Here is an 18,754-nt window from a genome sequence, read left to right on the forward strand (position 1 = left end):
GTGACGATCGCCGACGTCGCCAGGCACGCCGGCGTCGCCGTCAGCACCGTCTCGTACGTCCTGAGCGGCAAGCGGGCCATCTCGGCCACGACCCGGCAGCGCGTCCTCGACAGCGTCCGGACCCTCGGCTACCACCCGAACGCGGGCGCCCGGGCCCTCGCGAGCAAGCGCGCCAAGGTCATCGCCCTGGTGCTCCCGCTGCGGGCCGGAATGAACCTGCCGGTCCTCATGCAGTTCGCGACCTCCGTGGTGACCACCGCCCGGCAGTACGACCACGACGTGCTGCTCATGACCGCCGACGAGGGACCCGACGGGCTGCGCCGGGTGGCGGCGAGCGCGCTCGTCGACGGGCTGCTGCTGATGGACGTGGAGATCCACGACCCCCGGGTGCCGCTGCTGCGGGAGCTGGCCGAGCCGAGCGTGCTCATCGGTTTCCCCGCCGACCCGGAGGGGCTGACCTGTGTCGACCTCGACTTCGCGAAGGCCGGTGCGCTGTGCGCCGACCACCTCGCCGAGCTCGGCCACCGGCAGATCGCGCTGCTCGGCGCCCCGCGCGTGGTCTACGAGCGTGGCACCGGCTTCGCCGAGCGGACGATGGCCGGCTTCACCGAGGCGGCCGTGCGCCACGGACTCGACGCGGACGCCCGGCCCTGCGAGGAGTCGTTCGACGAGGTCCACGGCGCCGTGAAGCTCCTGCTCGACGAGCGTCCGGGGCTGTCCGGGCTGGTCGTGCACAACGAGGCCGCGGCCGGCCACGTGCTCGGGGCGCTGCGCATGCTCGGCCGCCGGGTGCCGGAGGACGTCTCGGTGGTGGCGATCTGCCCCGACGACGTGGCCGAGCGGGCCAGCCCGGCGCTCACCTCGGTCCTCATCCCGGCCGAGGACGTCGGCCACCAGGCCGTGCGGCTGCTCATGGCCAAGCTGGACGGGCACGCCGTCCCCCAGTCGACCCTCCTCGAACCACGGCTGACGACACGCGGGAGCACGCGATGACCACCTTCCCCGACGGGTTCCTCTGGGGCGCGGCCACCGCCTCCTACCAGATCGAGGGAGCCGTCCGCGAGGACGGCCGGGTGCCCTCGATCTGGGACGTCTTCTCCCACACCCCGGGAGCGACGGACGACGGGCACACCGGCGACGTGGCCTGCGACCACTACCACCGGTACGCCGAGGACGTCGAGATCATGGCCTGGCTGGGCCTGCGGGCCTACCGCTTCTCGGTGGCCTGGCCGCGCCTGGCGGACCTCGGCTTCTACGACCGGCTCGTGGACGCGCTGCTCGCCCGGGGCATCGCGCCGGTCGCCACCCTCTACCACTGGGACCTGCCCCAGGACCTGCAGGACGAGGGCGGCTGGACCAACCGCGACACGGCGTACCGCTTCGCCGACTACGCCGGGCGGGTGTACGACCGGCTCGGCGACCGGGTGGCCACCTGGACCACGCTCAACGAGCCGTGGGTGTCCGCCTTCGTCGGGTACGGCTCCGGCCGGCACGCCCCCGGCGTCAGCGACCCGGCCGCGGCCTTCACGGCCGCCCACAACCTCATGCTGGCCCACGGTCTCGGCGTCCAGGCCCTGCGCGCCGCCGGCGCCTCCTCGGTGTCGATCACGCTCAACCTCACGCCGGTCCTCGGCGACCCCGGGCCGGCCCGGCTCGTCGACGGCCTGGCCAACCGGCTGTTCCTCGACCCGATCCTGCGCGGGCAGTACCCCCCGGACGTCCTCGACCACCTGTCGCGCTTCACCGAGGTGAACCTGGACGACCTGCCGGTGATCGCCCAGCCGGTCGACGTGCTCGGCGTCAACTACTACACGGTCAACCGCGTGGTCGCCGACCCGGCGGCCGAGGGGACCCCGGAGTACCCGGGCAGCCGGGGGATCGCCTGGGAGCCCCCGCGCGGCCGGCCCACGGAAATGGGCTGGGAGGTCGCGCCGTCCGGGCTGGAGGACCTGCTGGTGCGCCTCGCCGAGGAGTATCCAGGCGTTCCGCTCATGGTCACGGAGAACGGTGCGGCCGTGCCCGACGGCGTGGCCGACCCGGACCGGATCTCCTACCTCGAGTCCCATTTCCGGGCCGCCCACGCCGCCCTGGAGAAGGGCGCCGACCTGCGCGGCTACTTCGTGTGGTCGCTGCTGGACAACTTCGAGTGGGCCCGCGGCTACCACATGCGGTTCGGCCTGGTGCGGGTCGACTACGACACCCTGGAGCGGACCCCGCGCGACAGCGCCCGCTGGTACCGGAACGTCATCGCCCGCAACGGCCTGCCGGACTGACGCTCAGACCAGCGCGAGGGTCCGGGCCCGCGCCCGGGCCGACTCGTGCGCCGCGGTGAGCGAGTCGGCCGCCAGCCCGCGCAGGTCGTGCATGGCCGGCGTGGTGTCGGCCAGGGTGAGCTCGGCCGCGATCACGTGCAGGTCGAGCCCGAGTATCTCGGCGAACACCTTGACCAGGTACGGCTCGACGAAGTCCCAGCCCTCCTTCGGCGTGCCAGGGCCGTACGCGCCGCCCTTGCTGAGCACCAGCGTCGCCGGGCGGCCCGCCACCGGGCTCTCACCGGACGCCCCGATCGTGCGGCCGACGATGAGGATGTGGTCGATCCACGACTTGAACGTGGACGGCACGCCGTAGTTGTACATCGGGACGGCGAAGAGGTAGGCGTCCGCCGCGATCAGCTCGTCCAGCAGCGTGTCCTGCAGCGCCGCGGCCGCGCGCTGCTCCGGCGTGAACCCCGCGGCCGGCAGCGACCGGGACAGGATCGCGTCGATCCCCAAGTGAGGGACAGGAGCGGCGCCCAGGTCGCGGTAGGTCACCGTGCCCGTCCAACCCTGCCGGAAGGTCGTGGCCACGTCGCGGGAGACCGACCCCTCGGCGCGGGCGGACGCGTCGATGTGCAGCAAGTGAGGCATGGCAGATCGCCTTTCGTTCAGATTGTCTGTGATTCAGACTGTCTTGAACTTAGCTCGTCTGTCAAGCCGAGAGTTATCATGGGGATGTGAAAGAGCTGGCGTGTGATCTCCCCCCGGGCCTCGAGGTCGACTTCGGATGGCTGCTGGGGCAGGCGCTGCACGCCTACCTGACGGCGACGAGACGCGCGGCGGAGGACCTGCCGTCGGGTCACCGGGGATACCAGGTGCTGTCGGCCGCGGTGCACGAGAGCGCGCGCAACCAGATCGAGATGGCCCGCCAGCTCGGGCTCGACCGGACCGTGATGGTCTACCTCGTCGACGACCTGGTGAAGGCGGGGCTGGTCGAGCGGCGGCCCGACCCGGCCGACCGGCGCAACCGCCTGGTCGTGGCGACCGATCTCGGCCGCAAGCGGCTCGACGAGGTGTCCTGTGCGATGGACTGCGCCGAGGCGCAGCTGCTGGAGCCCCTGGACGAGCCCGAGCGCGAGACGTTCCGGCAGTTGCTGCGCCGGGTGGTCGCGGGCCACCTGGCCCACGAGGGGGCGCCCTCGACGTGCTCCGTGGTGGCCGAGAGCCTAAAGGACGCGCTCGGCGCAGATCATGGCGACCAGCAGCGCGACGAGCGCGCCAAGGTGGACCGCCGGGGACCATAGCCCGATGGGCGTGGTCGCCGCGGCCAGCGCGGCGGCCGTCACCCGGACCGTGCCCCGCCCGAGCCCGAGCACCCGGCGGAACCACAGGTCGCCCAGCAGGAACAGCGCCACCCCGCCCGCCAGAGCGAACGCCGGTCCGAGGCTGACGTGGTCATGGCCGATCGCCTTCTTGACGCCGGCCGCCGTGGCCACGATCCCGAGCAGCACCGGGATGTGGGCGTAGAAGTACGCGCCGAGGATGAGGCGGGTGCGCCGGACCACGTCCACGCGGAGCAGCGCGCGCTCGGGGGCCTCCTCGTCGCCGCCGAAGTACACCCACCACAGGGCCGCCGTCAGCGCCAGGCCCAGCAGCGCGGCGACGATCAGGTTCGCGGTCGGCCGGCTCCCGGCGGCGCCGATGCCGATGGCGACGATCGACTCGCCCAGCACGATGATCACGAGCAGGCCGTGCCGCTCGACGATGTGCGACGGGTGGAGCGGGAACCCCCTCTGCCCGATGAAGTACGGGCTGGTCCACAGCAGCACCAGCGCCGCCCCCCAGAGCGCGTAGTTCCAGGGCGTGGGCGCGAACGCGGCGCCGAAGATCAGCGCGGTCGCCGCCAGGTTGAACGGCAGCACCCGGGCGATGGCGGCCGACGCCTGGAGGTAGAGGCCGCCGTGGACCAGCACGATGATCAGGTACCCGAGGGCGAACGCCGCGCCGCCCCCAGTGAAGGCGTGCGGGATCGCCAGCGCCATGACGAGGAAGCCCGCCATGCCGGTGAGGATCAGCACCCGCCGGGCCGGCCGGGACGGCGGGATCGTGTTGGTCAGCCAGGCGTAGCCGCTGTACATCCACCACAGGACGCCGAAGACCAGGACGGCCTGCAGGGTCCCCAGGCCGGGGAGGTGCCCCGCCTCCGCGCCGAAGTCGCCCACCAGCAGCGACGTGAGCTGGGTGACCGTGAAGACGAAGACCAGGTCGAAGAAGAGCTCGACCGAGGACACGCGGAGCTCGGAGTCGGCCGCGACCGGGTCGTGCCGCTCGGCGAACCAGGTGGGGAGGCGCATGCCGCCATTGTGGCGCTTTCTTGATTACAAGATTGCACCTGGCAGATGACGACTAGTCCAGCACGTCGGCCCGCAGCCGCGGGAACACCTTCCCCACCTTGCCCATCAGGTAGTCGCCGTACGTGCCGGTGAAGGCCCGCAGGTCCTGCCCGTCCCAGCGTGGACGGCCGCCGTCGCGCAGCGGACGGGACGGCAGCGGGGGCACCTCGCAGTCCCAGCCCGGGTCGAAGAAGAAGGGGAACGACAGGCGGCTGCGGCCGGTCAGGTTGCGCACCCGGTGGGGCGTCGAGCGGTAGTGGCCGCCGGTGAGGCGGTCGAGCATGTCCCCGATGTTGCACACGAGCGTCCCGGAGATGGGCGGCGCCTCGATCCAGCCGCGCGAGGTGTGCACCTGCAGGCCGGCGTTGTCGTCCTGCAGGAGCAGCGTCAGCAGGCCGTAGTCGGTGTGCTCTCCCACCCCCCACTCGTCGCCGGAGGGGGACGCGGGCGGATAGTGGAAGATCCGGAACAGCATGGTGGGGCTCGCGGTGTAGCCGGAGGAGAAGTAGTCGTCCTCCAGGCCGAGGGCCAGCGCCACCCCGCGCAGCACCCCCTGCGCCACGCCGCTCATCGCGTCCAGGTAGGCGAGGACGGTCGCCCGCAGGTCGGGCACCTCGCCGGGGAAGAGGTTGGGCCCGTGGAGCGGCCGGGGGTCGTCCGGGTCGTTCTCGGCGCCGAAGTAGACGCCCTCCTTGAGGTCGGGACGGCCGGAGGTGAGCTCGGCGCCGACCGGGAAGTAGCCCCGCCAGGCCTTCCCGCCGCGCTCCATGGAGATCCGCATCTTGTGCTCGGCCGGCAGCCGGAAGAACCGCCGTGCGGCGTCCTCCAGCCGGGTGGTGAGCTCGGGCGGCACGCCGTGGCCGCTTATGTAGAAGAACCCGCTGTCCAGGCAGGCGGCCTCGATCCGGCGCGCGGCGGCCGCGCGCTCCCCGGGCGTGCCGGGGCCGACGAGAGCGCTCACATCGATCACGGGCAGCGGTCCCGAGGTGCTCGACATACCTCCATATGACAGCACATGGGCCCCCTTTTCTCCATCCGGAACCGCCTTTACGCGCGTGCCCTCCCCGCCGGGAGCGAAGGCGTGGCGCAAACGGTCCCTTTCGCCACGTCCCGGCATTACCGGCCGTTGACGTGCCGGGGAGTAGTTTTGTGGCGAAGCGCAGCCGAATGCGATGTGGCACCGAAGTGACCCTTGCCGATCGATGGCCGGTCCGGACGCGCCTGGCGTTTCTCACGGGCGTGACGGTCGCCGTGCTCTGCATCCTCTTCTCCGCCGGGCTGATGATGGCCCTCCACCGCCTGGCCACGCAGAACCTCATCCGGGAGACGACCGTGGCGGGGGAGCTCATCGCGTACTCCGTCGACCGGGGGGAGCTCGTGAACCCCCTGCCGCCCGTGTCGCCCAACCTGATCCGCCCCATCCAGGTGGTCGACCCGAACGGCAGGGTGGTGGCCGCCACCAGGGACCTGCAGGGCAAGCCGCCGATGGCGAACTTCCTGCCGAAGGCGCCGCGGCGCAACGCCGACAGCGAGGTCTGCGACCACGTGTTCAGCGACCACCGGTGCGACATCGTCGTGGCGCAGCAGGTCTACCGCGACGGTGGCGACTGGACCATCTACAGCGCGGCGCCGACGCTCCCCTTCTACGTCTACCCGCCCGTGCTGATCCTGCTCGGCGGGGGCACGGTCCTCGCCGTGGCGGCCGTCGCCAAGGGGACGCAGCGCAGCGTCAGGCGGTCGCTGCGGCCGGTGGACGCGATCAGGTCCGAGCTCGACGAGATCCACAGCACCGACCTCGGGCGGCGAGTCCCCGTGCCCCCGGCCCGGGACGAGATCCACCATCTCGCCAGGAGCGTCAACTACACCCTCGACCGGCTGGAGGAGACGCTGGAGCAGCAGCGCAGGTTCACCTCCGACGCCTCCCACGAGCTGCGCAGCCCGATCACCGCGATCCGCGCCCAGATCGAGGACGCCCTGCTCGCGCCCGACGAGGTCGACATGGACGCGCTGGGCGCCGCCGTGCTGCGGAGCCTGGACCGGCTCCAGTCGATCGCCGCCGACCTGCAGACGCTGGCACGTCTCGACGCGGGCGCGCCCTGCGAGCGGGAGCCGGTCGACCTGGGCGCCCTCGTCGGTGCGGAGCTGGCGAACCGGCGGCACTCCCGGAGGATCGTGCGCGACCTGCGGCCCGGCGTGACGGTCCGGGGAGACCGCATCCGCCTGGGCCGCCTGGTCACCAGCCTGCTGGACAACGCCGAGCGGCACGCGTCGTCCACGGTCACCGTCATCGTACGCAGGGGCGAGGACGGCAACCCGGCCGGTGACGACGACCCCCGCTTCCGCGGCGGGGTGGCCGTGGTCGAGGTGCTCGACGATGGCTCGGGGATCGCGCACGACCAGCGCGAGGTGGTCTTCCAGCGCTTCACCCGCCTCGACTCGGCCCGCAGCAGAGACGCGGGCGGAGCCGGCCTCGGCCTGCCGATCGCCCGGCAGATCGCCGAGAGCCACGGCGGCGCGCTCGACATCCGCGACAGCCCCGAGGGTGCCCGCTTCGTGCTCTGCCTGCCCCTCACGCCCTGACTCACGCCATCGACGGCGGCCGCTCGTCGATCTACCGGCGCAAGCGGTGGATGCACGACGGCCTCGACCGGTCCGCGGGCCGGTCTGCCATCAAGGAGCGCGCAGGCGCGTGGACCCCTTCTGCGTGCTGAACACAGGCGACGGGGTCGTCGGGCACGAGTTGTGCCTCGCACACCATCGCAAGGCGGGCACAAGGGCCGAAAACCGCTCCCATTAAGGTGCCATCCAGCATTACGCTCCTTACCGGCACGCGAGCGAGGGAGTGGCGCAGATGCGGCGGTGGGTCCCGTCCTTCATCCTGTTGGCGCTGATCTGGGGCAACAGCTTCTTCTTCATCAAGGTGGCGCTCGGGAGCCTCCATCCGCTCCAGATCTCGTTCGGGCGGATGGCGATCGGCGCGTTGACCCTGCTGGTCGCGCTCCTCGCCACCGGGCGGAGGCTGCCGCGCGATCCGCGCCTGTGGGGGCACTTCGCCGTCGCGTCGATCGTGCTGACCACCGTCCCGTTCACGCTCTTCGGGTACGGCGAGCAGCACGTCTCCTCGGTGCTGGCCGCCATCTGGAACGCCACGACGCCGCTGTGCACACTGCTGTTCGCGCTGCTGCTGCGCAGCGAACGGGCGACGGCGGGGCGGGTGACCGGGCTCGGGCTGGGCTTCGCCGGGGTGATGGTGGTCCTCGGCGTGTGGGAGCCGATCTCGGGCGGCGCCATGATCGGCAGCCTGGCCTGCTTCTGCGCCGCCGCCTGCTACGGCATCGGCGGGGCGTACATGGGGCGGTTCATCACCCCGAGGGGGGAGGAGCCGATCGTGCTGGCGACGGCCCAGTTGCTGGCCGGCACCGCCGAGCTCGCCGTGCTGACGCCGCTGGCGGGCGTGGCCCTGGTCGATCCGCACGTGCCGGCGGGCGTGTGGGGGAGCCTGGTGGCGCTCGGCGCGTTCGGCACCGGCATCGCCTACCTGCTCCTGTACCGGGTGCAGCGGATGGCGGGCGTCACGACCACCTCGACCGTGACCTATCTGATCCCGGTGTTCGCCGCGGCGTCCGGGGTGGTCGTCCTGCACGAGGGGCTCACCTGGAACCAGCCCGTCGGCGCGCTCGTCGTGCTCGCGGGCATCGCCGTGATCCAGGGACTCGTGCCCCTGCGCCGCGCCCCGAGACCGGCCCAGCATCCTGTGGCCCAGCATCCTGTGGCCCCGTCCTCCGTCGCCTCGCCCGCGGCGGGGGAGGCCGAGGCCTCCGCCTGAGCCGCTACACGGGGAAGGGCACGGGCGGGACCGCCCGTGCCCTCCTGATCTGCCGATCAGCCCGTGCTCGTCAGTCGCAGTTCGACTGCTCGCTCAGGCCGCTGGACTGGCTCTCGCCCAGCAGGGCGGGCCGGGTGAAGCTGACCGTGCGCGACTCGTTGACCAGCCGCGTGTAGCTGACCGGACGGCTCTCCGTCACGAAGCGGGTCTCCGTCACCGGACGGCTCTCGGTGACCATGTGGGTCTCCGTGACCGGACGGCTGAAGCTGACCTGCCGGGTGACCGGACGGGTCTCCGTGACCAGCCGGGTCTCCGTGACGGGCCGCATGTAGTTGACCTGCCGGGTGACCGGGCGGGTCTCGGTGACCAGCCGGGTCTCCGTGACCGGACGGGTGAACGGCTCCATGCGCGTGACGGGACGCATCTCCGTCACCATGCGCGTGGACGTCACGGGACGGCTGAAGGTGACCTGCTCGGTCACCGGCCGGCTCTCCTGGACCATCCGGGTGTAGGAGATCGGACGGGTGTAGCTGACCTGCTCGGTCACCGGACGCGTCTCGGTGATCATCCGCGTGGACGTGACCGGGCGCTCGTAGTTGATCGTGCGCGTGTAGGTGATCGGGCGCTCGTAGTTGACCATGCGCGTGTACGTCACCGGGCGCTGGTAGTTGATCGTGCGCGTGTAGGTGATCGGCCGGCTGTACTCCTCGGAGCTCAGCGAGGCGGGCCGGCCGTACTCCTCCGAGCCGCTCCACCCGGACCGGCCGTACGACGAGCCGCTGAACGACTCGGGCTGGTACGACTCGGACCGGCCGTATGACGAGCCGCTGAACGACTCGGGCTGGTACGACTCGTGCCGGAGGCCGGACTCGCCGAGGGACGATTCGCCGAGAGACGACTCGCCGATGGACGCGCTCTCCTGGGCGTTGATGCTCTCTCGCCCGTACCGACTCTCTCCGAGGTGGCTGGAGTAACCGGTGTCGCCGCTCTCCTCCGATTCGTCGCCGTAGGCGGCGGGGACCATGGCGCGTGGCGACTGGACCGCCGCCGCCAGGCCGGTCGGGTGAACGGTCGTGGCCGAGGCCACGGCCGGCCAGAGGACGGCGCCGAGGACTGCCGGACCCAGCAGTAATGAGAATCGATTGCCGTGCATAGAGATACTCCTCTCCGATCAGACCGCATCGGGCGATCGGGTCGTACCTCAATCGTTGGCAGCCGCTCCGGAGCCCGTCCAGGCAAATTGACCCCTTGTGGGGCGGTCCCGGCGTGAGTCCGTGTCATCGGATGGGCCTCGGCATGCCCGGGGCAGGGCCGGACGAGATCCCCTTTGCCGCCCGATGCCAAGCACGATGCCGATGAGGCCGGTGATGGCCTTTTTGCCCGTTGTGCCGTGTGATTTTGCCGGTGCGCACTTGCGCATGACCGGCCGCGAAACGCACCCTGCGCCTCGCCGGGACCGGCCCTCGTGGTGTGGCTCCTGCCAGGGGTGGCCGGAGCCCGCGAAGCGCCGCGCGGGCAGGGGAATACGGCCCCCGAACGGTCAGTCGGTCTTCGCGCCGGGCCGGCGGCCGGCGACCAGCGTGTCACCCGGCTGTCCGGTGCCGGGAGGCGCCTCACTGCGGCTCTCGGTCGTCTCGCCGTCCCCCCTCTTCGTACGGCGGGGGCGGGGGGCGCTCTTCGCGGCGGCCGCCTCGGTCTCGGCGGGCTTCCTGCCCGCGGCGGGGGGCGTCGCCGCCGGGAACGTCACCGGTCCCGAGGGGGACTCCTTCCGGGGAGCGGCGGCGGGCGCGGGAGAGGGCGGGCCGGCAGCGGGGGGCGCGGGGGAGGCGGAGGCGGCGGGCCGCGTCTCGTCCGGCTCCCGCAGGGCGGCGATCACCGCGTCGGCCTCGGCCTCGGCCGCGAAGTCGTCGGCCGCCTCGGCCTCGCGCCGCTTGATGACGACCATGTGGTCGACGGAGATCCGGCCGCCCCCGCCGACGGCCAGCAGGACCGACGCCGCCCCGAGCGCCACGATCAGCTCGATGTCCCCGCCGGTGAGCGGCAGGCCGGTGTCGCCGGCTGTGAGCACGAACACGGCGACGGCCTCGGCGAACAGCAGCAGCCCGACCGCGGGGACGGCGAGGCCCGCGATCAGCAGGGTGCCGCCGACCAGCTCGACCAGCATGGTGGCGGCGGCCCAGAACCCGGGCACTGGGGCGTGCAGCTCCGTGAACTGGGCGGCGGTCGCGGTCAGGCCGGCCTCGAGCTTGTGCCAGCCGTTGGCGAAGAAGATCCCGCCGACGCCCATGCGGGCGGCCAGCGAGGCGAGGTCGTGGAAGGTTTTCTTCACGGCTACTCATTCTGGGGAACGGGGGGTGGCTTGCCCAGACAATCTCCCCATAACCGCCGCCCTCATGCACGTCCGGTCAGACCGGGACGCGCTCGGGCTCCTCGGCGGCCGGGGGCGGTGCGGGACGGGGGATCAGCACGGCCACCGCGACCGCCGTCACGGCGAGCAGGGCCAGGCTGACGAGGACGGTGGAGTGCAGCGCGGTGACGAACGCGGCGCGGGCGGCGTCCATGAGCTCCGCGCCCGGGGCGCCGCCGGTGCGCCGCGCGGCGTGCGCCGCCGCCGCGAGCGACTCCCTGGCCTCGCCCATGAGCGGGCCGGGGACGCCGGGGACCGTGCCCAGCGCCGGCGCGTACACCATCGTGGTGATCGTCCCGAGGACGGCGATGCCGAGCCCGGCGCCGAGCTCGTAGGCCGTCTCCTCGATCGCGGCGGCGCCTCCGGCCCGCGACTCGGACACCGAGGCCATGATCGTGTCGGACGCCGCCAGCAGGGCGACCTCGACCCCGAAGCCGATGCCGGCGAAGCACACGGTCAGCATCGTCTCGTGGGGCTCGGCACCCCAGGTCAGCACGGGGGCGAGGGACAGCGCGGTGAGCGCGAGCCCGCCGCTGACGGTCGCCCGCAGCCCGGCCCGCTGCAGCACGTGGGCGGCGGCCAGGCCGCCCGCGATCGCGGCGAGCATGAGCGGCAGCATCCGGACGGCGGCCTCCAGCGGCGACAGGCCGAGCACGAGCTGGAGATACTGCGCCAGCATCAGCTCCAGCCCGACCAGCGCGAAGATCGACAGCAGCACGCAGCCGACGCCGGTGGCGAACCCCCGCTGCCGGAACAGCCCGAGGTCGAGCAGCGGGAAGGCCAGCCGGCGCTGGCGGCGGACGAACCAGACGAGCAGCCCGGCGCCCGCCAGGAACACGACCCCGGAGACGCCGCGGCCCATCGCGTGGCCGTAGCCCGCCTCCTTGAGCCCGAACGCCACGGCCAGGATGCCGAGGGTCGACAGCGCGGCGCTGAGCGCGTCCCAGCGCTGCCCGGTCCGGCGCGGCGACGCCGGCAGGATCCGTACGGCGACGGGCAGGACGACGGCCAGCACGGGCACGTTGATGAGGAAGACTGCCCCCCACCACAGATGCTCCACCAGGACGCCGCCTATTAGGGGCCCCACGGCCGCCCCGGCGGCGGCCACGGCGCTCCACACGCCGAGGGCGATCGCCCGTTCGCGCCGGTCGGTGAAGACCTGCCGGATGATCGACAGGGTGGCCGGCATGATCATCGCTCCGCCGACGCCGAGCACGGCCCGCGAGACGATGAGCGCCCCGGCCGACCCGGCGAACGCGGCCGACAGCGAGGCGACCCCGAACACGACGTACCCCGCGAGCACGAACGGCCGCCTGCCGAACCGGTCGCCGAGCGTCCCGAACGTGACCAGCAGCGGCGCGACGACCAGCGAGTAGACATCGATGATCCACAACAGCTGGACGGCCGACGGCTCCAGCGCGGCCGTCAGCGCGGGCACCGCGATGTGCAGGACGGTGGCGTCGACGGCGATCAGGAGCAGGCTGAAGCAGAGCAGCGCGAGGACCGACCACCGGCTCGCCCGGTGTTCGCGCACGACGCCTCCAACACGGACGGCGCCGGACTCGGCCTCGACCCCAACGGTGATCATAGGCCCCTCAGGGCCTCCGGGGCGGCTGGAACATGCGTGGCAGCTTAGGCCATCGGAAGCGGATCTCTCAGCCCTTCGGGTGAGGTCCGGCACATATCGCCAGAACGGCGGAGCAAGGCAGGATCAATGCCTACGAGCCCGCCTCTCTAGAGAGCTATAGGTATATATCCCGCGGCTAGGCAATCCGGGACCCGCAGCGGATCATGCGGGGGTGGGGAGCGACATCGAGGGATGGGATGCGTCCCCGGTGCCGCCCCCGCTCGACCGCGCCGATCCCCGGGCCTGGTGCGCGGTCGCCGTGGCGAGGCTGTCCCGGGGCCAGCAGGAGGCGGCGCTCGACGCCGCCCGCCAGGCGGTCGGCCGCGATCCGCAGGGCGAATGGGGGCATCGCCTGGCGAGCCTCGCCCTCGAGCGGCTCGGGCGGGACGCCGAGGCCGTGGCGTCCGCACGCGAGGCCGTGCGGCTCGCCCCCGGCTCGTGGGCGGCCCGGCTGCGGCTGGGCGCCGCGCTGCGGCGGGCGCCCGGCGGATGGCGCGAGGCGTGGGCGGAGGCCCACCGGGCCGTGCGGTTCGCCCCCGATGAGCCCGATCCCCACGTTCTCGTCGGCGACCTCGCCCTGCTCAGGGCGGACCACGAGCGGGCGGCCGCCGCGTACCGGACGGCCCTGCGGCGGCGGCCCGACCACCCGGCCGCGCAGGTCGGCCTCGGCCTCGCCCTGCTGCGCTGGGAGAGGGCGCGGGCCTATCACGACCCGGCATGGGAGGCCGACCCGCGGGAGACCGGCCGCACCCGGCACGCCCTCCGGGTCTGGTCGCGGCAGGTGCGCCTGCTGCTCGCGGCGGCGCTGGCGGCGGCCTCGGTCGCGGCGCTCGGCGCCGGCCTCCAGCGGGAGGCGCAGATCGGCGGGGCGCTCGTGCTCGCCGGCGTCGTGGCGATCACGGTCCGGCAGGCCGGCCGCGTCGCGAGCTGGTCGTACGTGCCGGCCATGCTCGGGCGGGACCTGTGGCTCAGCATGTCGGTCGCGCTCGGGTTCGTCGCCGCCGCCGCGTACGTCGTGGGGATCGCCACACTGCCGGCCGCGAGGCCCGCCTCGTTCGCGGTCGCGGCCGAGGGCGCCTGGGCCGGCGCCGCGGGCCTCGTGCTGCTCAACGCCGCCGTCGCCGCCCCCGTCAGGCTGCTGGGGGAGGCGTGGCGGGGCCGGCCGGTCCTCGCGCTCGCGCTGTTCGCCGCGGCGCTGCCGGACCGGGCCGCCCGGCGCGACGTCAACGTGGGCCTGTGGGTGGTCGCGGGCCGCGCCTGGTGGGCGGCCGCGGCGGCCGCCGCCCTCCCCGTGCTCACCGGCCGGGCCGGAACGGCCCTGGCCGCGCTCGCGGTCGTGGCGGCGGTCCTCCGGGCCAGGGCGGGGGTGGTGCGGCGGGCGGCGCTCCCGCTGCGGCCCGTCCTGCGCGCCGACCGGTGGCTGACGGTCGCGGCGGCCGCGCTCGCCGCCGCCCTCGCCTGCCTCGCGGCCGCGGGGGTGGTCGCCGAGGCCTCCGGGGGCGGGTGGGGAGCCGGTCCGCAGGCGGACGCCGTGGAGGCGGGGCTCGGCGCCGCGTGGGCGGCGCTGGGAGTCGTGGCGGTGGCGTTCGCGGCCCGGGCCGGCCGCGCGTGGTGGAGAGGCGGGCCGGGCCCGTGGCGCGGCTCCCTCGTGCCCTCGGAGTCGCGGGGGACCCGGATCCCCGGCGACGCCACCCCCTCGACCGGCCTGAGCGACGAGGTCAGGCACGCCGCCACGTACTCGCGCAGCGTGGTGCTCGCCTACAACGAGCCCGAGGGGCCGCGGGCGCTGGCCGTCAGCGCGGTGACGTCGGTCAGCGCGTCCGGGGAGTTCCGGCTGATCGCGGGCGACGAGGCGTGGGACGCCGTCGAGCGCGATCCCCGGGTGGTCCTTTTCGTCGGCGACCCGCGTTTCTGGGCCGAGGTCCGGGGCGTCGCCGTTCCGGACAACGATGTTTTGCGTGTTACTCCCCGGCAAGTTCTCATGCGTGAGTATCCCGGCCGCCACCAGGCCCGCACGAGGTAGGTCCACCCATTCCGCCTTTCCGTGCGGTATAACCGGGGGCGAAGCGGGGAGGCGTCGATGCGGGACTCCGACAGGGCACGGGCCGCGGGCCTGTTAAGTCGGACTGCGGCACGGGATCTGTTCGAACAGGTTCGTTTCCGGTATTTCCGCCTTCCGCCATTCGCACGACGTGCACTATTCGTTGTGTTGCTCGTCGCCACGATGGGAATGGCCGCCGCGCTCAACTGGCCGCTGGCGGCCACATTCGTCTACGCGGTCGTGGTGCTCGCGTTCGTCGCGCTCGCGCTGAGCTACCCGCGCGCCGCGGCCACCGCGCTCGTCCTCGCGGGTTGGGGGCTGCTGCTGCCGCTGTTCCGGATGGCGTTCGGCGGCGAGTCTCCCGCGCCCAGCCTGCTGATGGCCCTCGGCGTCCTGGTCGCGGGGGCCGCCCACCTGATCCGCTGGGTCCCGCCGTGGCTCACCACGCTGATGGCGCTCGTGCCCGCGGCCGCGCTCGCGGTGGCGCTGTCGCCGGTGTCCACTCCCGTCGCGCTGTGGGGGGCCGCGGCCGCCGCGGCCGCCGTGCTCGTCTACCGGCTCGTGCTGGCCCGCAAGGTCAGGGCCGAGATCGAACGGGAGCCGGCCGGAGGCGAGACGCAGATCCAGCAGCGGGCCAGGGCCGGCGGGCACCACCAGGCCGCGGGCGACCGCACCTCCCCTCCTCCGATAACGGTCGAGCAGGCGCTCGGCGAGCTGGAGGCGATGATCGGGCTGGAGCCGGTCAAGGAGCAGGTGCGGGCCATCGCCGCATCCATCGAGGCGGCCCGGCTCCGCAAGGAGGCCGGGTTCGCCAACGAGCCGCCGATGCGGCACTTCGTCTTCGTCGGGCCGCCCGGCACCGGCAAGACCAGCGTGGCCCGGACCCTGGCCAAGATCTTCTATGCCTTCGGCCTGCTCGACACCCCGTTCGTGGTCGAGGCCCAGCGGGCCGACCTCGTGGGGGAGTACCTCGGCGCGACCGCCATCAAGACCAACGAGCTGATCGAGCGGGCCCTCGGCGGCGTGCTGTTCGTCGACGAGGCGTACGGGCTGGTCAACTCCGGGGACGGCCAGCCGGACCGGTTCGGGGCGGAGGCCGTGCAGACCCTGCTCAAGCGGGCCGAGGACGACCGCGACCGGCTGATCGTCATCCTGGCCGGATACGAGCGGGAGATGAACGCCTTCCTGTCGTCCAACCCCGGTCTGTCCAGCCGGTTCGCGAGCCGGGTGCGCTTCCCGAGCTACAGCCCGGGAGAGCTGCTGGAGATCACCGAGGCGCTGCAGGCGAGGCGAGGCGACCTGCTCGCCCCGGACGCCCGTCCCGTGCTGCGCGGCCTGTACGAGGACGTCAACCGCAGGGGGCTCGTCGACGAGCTGGGCAACGCCCGGTTCGCCCGCAGCCTCGCCGAGGCCGCGGCCCAGGCGCGGGACGTCCGGGTGGTCAGCGCCGGCGGGGCGCCGCGGAGCGAGGACCTGCTCACGGTGACCGCCGGCGACGTCCTCAAGGCGTTCAACGAGATCACCGCGCGCTACCGCGGCTACCAGGCGACGCCGACCCTCGACGAGGCGCTCGCCGACCTCGACAGGATGGCCGGCCTGGAGCCGGTCAAACGGCAGGTCCACGCCATCACGGCCCAGCTCAAGGTGGCGCGGATGCGCCAGGAGCAGGGCCTGCCCGTGCAGTCGCAGATGCGGCACTTCGTCTTCGTGGGCCCGCCGGGGACGGGCAAGACGACGGTCGCCCGCATCCTGGGCCGGATCTTCTCGGCGCTCGGGCTGCTGGCGCGCCCCGACGTGGTCGAGGCCTCCCGCGCCGACCTCGTGGGCCAGCACCTCGGCGCCACCGCGATCAAGACGAACGAGCTCGTCGACCGGGCGCTCGGCGGCGTGCTGTTCATCGACGAGGCCTACGGCCTGGTCAACGCGGGCTACTCGGGGGGCGACGCGTTCGGGGCCGAGGCCGTGCAGACGCTGCTGAAGCGGGCCGAGGACGACCGCGACCGGCTCGTGATCATCCTGGCCGGGTACGAGCGGGAGATGGACGCCTTCCTCGCGACCAACCCCGGGCTGGCCTCCCGGTTCAACCAGCGGGTGTCGTTCCCGTCGTACTCGCCGGTCGAACTGGCCGACATCGCCCGCATGCTCGCGGCGGCGGCCGGGGACCGGTTCGACGCCTCCGCCGCCCGGGACCTCGCCGACGTGTTCGACTGGGTGTGCCGGGAGGGCCTCATCGACGGGCTCGGCAACGGCCGCTTCGCCCGGTCGCTGTACGAGAGGGCGGCCCTGCGCCGCGACGTGCGGCTGGCGGCCCAGGGCTCGGCGAACGCCGCCGAGCTCACCACGATCACGAGCGATGACGTGCGGAGCGCCGTGGACGAATTGTCCTGACCTTGACCGGAAACACCCCTCTTCTGGTGCGTGTCCCGATGCCGGTGCCGATTACATTCTGCTACTAATCTAGCGCGGTAAGTAGCCGGAGGGATCGGAGAAGCACGTGAGAGCTCGATGGCCCGTCGTTCTGGCCGCCATGTTCGCGCTCTGGGCCGCCGGCGGCTGCGGCGCCGTGTCCCCGCCCGGCGACCGGGACGGCGGGTCGGCCGCCTCCCCCGTCAAGGCGTACGACATCAACCCGCTGCCGCGCGAGCGGGTGCGGGACGGCGGGACCCTGCGCTGGGGGCTCGGCGACTTCCCGAGCCAGTGGAACCAGAACCACATCGACGGCGACACCACCACCGTGCAGACCGTCATGGACGGGCTGATGCCGCGGACGTTCCGCTCCGACGAGCGGGGGCGCGTGTCGATCGACACCGACTACGTCACCAACGCCCGGGTCACCGCGACCGCGCCCCACCAGGTCGTCACCTACACGCTGAACCCGAAGGCCCGGTGGTCGGACGGCAAGCCCATCACCTGGCTGGACTTCGCCGCCCAGTGGAAGGCGCTGAGCGGCAGGGACAAGGCCTACCGGGTCGACGCGGCCATCGCGTACGAGAACATCCTGAGCGTGGGCAGGGGGTCGAGCGACCACGAGGTGGTGGTCACGCTCAGCCAGCCGTTCAACGAGTGGCAGTCGCTGTTCACGCCGCTGTACCCGGCCGCGACCAACGGCTCGCCCGACGCGTTCAACGCCGACTGGGTGAACCGGATCCCGGTGACCGCGGGCCCGTTCAAGCTGGAGCGGCTCGACTCCAAGGGGAGGACGGTCACGCTCGCCCGCGACCCCGGCTGGTGGGGCAACCGGTCGAAGCTCGACCGCATCGTGTTCCAGGCCATGCGGCCCGACGGCATGGTCCGGGCGTTCACGAAGGGCGAGGTGGACGTCTTCGAGGTGGCGCCCTCGGCCGACGACTACTCGCGCGTCCGGGACGCCTGGGACGCGGTGATCCGGCAGGCCGCGGGCACCGAGTACCGCCAGTTCACGCTGAACGGCGAGAGCGAGGCCCTGTCCGACGTGCGCGTCCGCGAGGCCGTCGCCGCGGCCCTCGACCGGAGGGCCCTCACGCAGCTCGACCTGAAGGGCCTCGGCTGGCCGGTCGTCACGCTGGACAACCACTTCCTGATGAACGACCAGAACGGCTACCGGGCCAACGCGGGCCCCCTCGGCGGGTACGACCCCAAGCGGGCGGGGCGGCTGCTCGACCAGGCCGGGTGGAAGACGAACGGCAAGGAGCGCACGAAGAACGGCAAGCCCCTCGCGCTGCGGTTCGTCGTGCCGGCGGGGGTCGCGATCAGCGACAACGAGGCGCAGGTCGCCCGGCTCATGCTCCAGCGGGTCGGCGTCCGCGTCACCGTGCAGACCGTGCCGTTCGACGACTTCTTCAGCAAGCACCTCATCCCCGGCGACTTCGACATCGCCGCGTTCGCCTACCCGAGCACGCCGTACCCGATCTCCAGCGCGTTCGACATCTACGTCAACGGCGAGAGCGTGAAGGGTGACGACGTCCGGTGGTACTCCAACCTGGGGCGGAGCGGCAGCAAGCAGATCGACCAGGCCATGTACCGGGCGGGCAGCGCGCTCGACACCTCCAAGATCCTCGGCCTGGTCAACCAGGCCGACGCGCTGATCTGGAAGAAGCTCAACGTCCTGCCGCTGTACCAGTGCCCGCAGACCGTGGCCGTCCGCTCCGCGCTCGCCAACGTCGGCGCCAACGGCTTCTACACGATGCGGTACGAGGACATCGGCTACGCCTCGTGAGACCTCACAG

At 72.9% G+C, this 18,754-nt stretch carries 14 protein-coding genes; 8 read left to right on the forward strand and 6 right to left on the reverse strand.

Features of this window, described 5'->3' with window-relative positions; translation table 11 throughout:
- Both Mco01_RS04915 and Mco01_RS04920 read left to right on the forward strand, forming a co-directional pair.
- Positions 1 to 993: a LacI family DNA-binding transcriptional regulator gene (locus Mco01_RS04915; protein WP_198167506.1), complete on the forward strand. Its 993-nt coding sequence runs from the start codon at positions 1 to 3 to the stop codon at positions 991 to 993.
- Positions 990 to 2,273, forward strand: coding sequence for a GH1 family beta-glucosidase (locus tag Mco01_RS04920; RefSeq protein ID WP_204055693.1), 1,284 nt, complete (start codon positions 990 to 992; stop codon positions 2,271 to 2,273). The genes Mco01_RS04915 and Mco01_RS04920 overlap by 4 nt, the downstream gene beginning before the upstream one ends.
- Positions 2,274 to 2,276: 3 nt before the next feature.
- Here the strand turns inward: Mco01_RS04920 and Mco01_RS04925 are convergent, their stop codons facing one another.
- Positions 2,277 to 2,906 (reverse strand): FMN-dependent NADH-azoreductase, encoded by a 630-nt coding sequence (locus Mco01_RS04925; protein ID WP_204055694.1) that lies wholly within the window; start codon positions 2,904 to 2,906, stop codon positions 2,277 to 2,279.
- 86 nt (positions 2,907 to 2,992) lie between these two features.
- Here Mco01_RS04925 and Mco01_RS39720 point away from each other — a divergent pair, with 86 nt between their 5' ends.
- Positions 2,993 to 3,559 (forward strand): MarR family winged helix-turn-helix transcriptional regulator, encoded by a 567-nt coding sequence (locus Mco01_RS39720; RefSeq protein WP_275410464.1) that lies wholly within the window; start codon positions 2,993 to 2,995, stop codon positions 3,557 to 3,559.
- Here Mco01_RS39720 and Mco01_RS04935 read toward each other — a convergent pair.
- Both Mco01_RS04935 and Mco01_RS04940 read right to left on the reverse strand, forming a co-directional pair.
- The gene (locus Mco01_RS04935; RefSeq protein WP_204055695.1) at positions 3,482 to 4,609 is read right to left on the reverse strand and encodes a low temperature requirement protein A; all 1,128 of its coding nucleotides are present in this window, start codon (positions 4,607 to 4,609) and stop codon (positions 3,482 to 3,484) included. The genes Mco01_RS39720 and Mco01_RS04935 overlap by 78 nt on opposite strands.
- A gap of 52 nt (positions 4,610 to 4,661) precedes the next feature.
- Entirely contained in the window at positions 4,662 to 5,645 is a 984-nt protein-coding gene (locus Mco01_RS04940; protein WP_204055696.1) for an isopenicillin N synthase family dioxygenase, read from the reverse strand.
- A gap of 242 nt (positions 5,646 to 5,887) precedes the next feature.
- Here Mco01_RS04940 and Mco01_RS04945 point away from each other — a divergent pair, with 242 nt between their 5' ends.
- Entirely contained in the window at positions 5,888 to 7,228 is a 1,341-nt protein-coding gene (locus Mco01_RS04945) for a sensor histidine kinase (RefSeq protein ID WP_204055697.1), read from the forward strand.
- Positions 7,229 to 7,499: 271 nt separating this feature from the next.
- The gene (locus Mco01_RS04950) at positions 7,500 to 8,474 is read left to right on the forward strand and encodes a DMT family transporter (RefSeq protein WP_204055698.1); all 975 of its coding nucleotides are present in this window, start codon (positions 7,500 to 7,502) and stop codon (positions 8,472 to 8,474) included.
- Positions 8,475 to 8,544: 70 nt separating this feature from the next.
- On the opposite strand, the gene Mco01_RS04955 is transcribed toward Mco01_RS04950, so the two are convergent.
- The 3 genes from Mco01_RS04955 to Mco01_RS04965 all read right to left on the reverse strand — a co-directional run bounded on the left by Mco01_RS04955 (position 8,545) and on the right by Mco01_RS04965 (position 12,415).
- Positions 8,545 to 9,627, reverse strand: a complete 1,083-nt coding sequence (locus tag Mco01_RS04955) for a hypothetical protein (protein WP_204055699.1) — start codon at positions 9,625 to 9,627, stop codon at positions 8,545 to 8,547.
- 387 nt (positions 9,628 to 10,014) lie between these two features.
- The gene (locus tag Mco01_RS04960) at positions 10,015 to 10,803 is read right to left on the reverse strand and encodes a DoxX family protein (RefSeq protein WP_204055700.1); all 789 of its coding nucleotides are present in this window, start codon (positions 10,801 to 10,803) and stop codon (positions 10,015 to 10,017) included.
- Positions 10,804 to 10,879: 76 nt separating this feature from the next.
- Positions 10,880 to 12,415: an MFS transporter gene (locus Mco01_RS04965; RefSeq protein WP_239103344.1), complete on the reverse strand. Its 1,536-nt coding sequence runs from the start codon at positions 12,413 to 12,415 to the stop codon at positions 10,880 to 10,882.
- Between the two features lie 265 nt (positions 12,416 to 12,680).
- On the opposite strand from Mco01_RS04965, the gene Mco01_RS04970 reads away from it, so the two are divergent.
- The 3 genes from Mco01_RS04970 to Mco01_RS04980 all read left to right on the forward strand — a co-directional run bounded on the left by Mco01_RS04970 (position 12,681) and on the right by Mco01_RS04980 (position 18,744).
- The gene (locus tag Mco01_RS04970; RefSeq protein WP_239103345.1) at positions 12,681 to 14,531 is read left to right on the forward strand and encodes a tetratricopeptide repeat protein; all 1,851 of its coding nucleotides are present in this window, start codon (positions 12,681 to 12,683) and stop codon (positions 14,529 to 14,531) included.
- Between the two features lie 57 nt (positions 14,532 to 14,588).
- Complete coding sequence (locus Mco01_RS04975; protein WP_204055702.1) at positions 14,589 to 16,937, forward strand: AAA family ATPase; 2,349 nt, start codon at positions 14,589 to 14,591, stop codon at positions 16,935 to 16,937.
- Positions 16,938 to 17,043: 106 nt separating this feature from the next.
- Positions 17,044 to 18,744, forward strand: coding sequence for an ABC transporter family substrate-binding protein (locus Mco01_RS04980; RefSeq protein WP_204055703.1), 1,701 nt, complete (start codon positions 17,044 to 17,046; stop codon positions 18,742 to 18,744).
- Positions 18,745 to 18,754: the final 10 nt, after the last annotated feature.

Origin of the sequence: Microbispora corallina (assembly GCF_016863035.1) — a bacterium.
Taxonomy (GTDB): Bacteria; Actinomycetota; Actinomycetes; order Streptosporangiales; family Streptosporangiaceae; genus Microbispora; species Microbispora corallina.

Coding starts and splice junctions, on each gene's coding strand:
- Mco01_RS04950 (WP_204055698.1), top strand. CDS start 7,500: ATGCGGCGGTGGGTCCCGTCCTTCATCCTGTTGGCGCTGATCTGGGGC.
- Mco01_RS04920 (WP_204055693.1), top strand. CDS start 990: ATGACCACCTTCCCCGACGGGTTCCTCTGGGGCGCGGCCACCGCCTCC.
- Mco01_RS04935 (WP_204055695.1), bottom strand. CDS start 4,609: ATGCGCCTCCCCACCTGGTTCGCCGAGCGGCACGACCCGGTCGCGGCC.
- Mco01_RS04955 (WP_204055699.1), bottom strand. CDS start 9,627: ATGCACGGCAATCGATTCTCATTACTGCTGGGTCCGGCAGTCCTCGGC.
- Mco01_RS04940 (WP_204055696.1), bottom strand. CDS start 5,645: ATGTCGAGCACCTCGGGACCGCTGCCCGTGATCGATGTGAGCGCTCTC.
- Mco01_RS04925 (WP_204055694.1), bottom strand. CDS start 2,906: ATGCCTCACTTGCTGCACATCGACGCGTCCGCCCGCGCCGAGGGGTCG.
- Mco01_RS04975 (WP_204055702.1), top strand. CDS start 14,589: ATGCGGGACTCCGACAGGGCACGGGCCGCGGGCCTGTTAAGTCGGACT.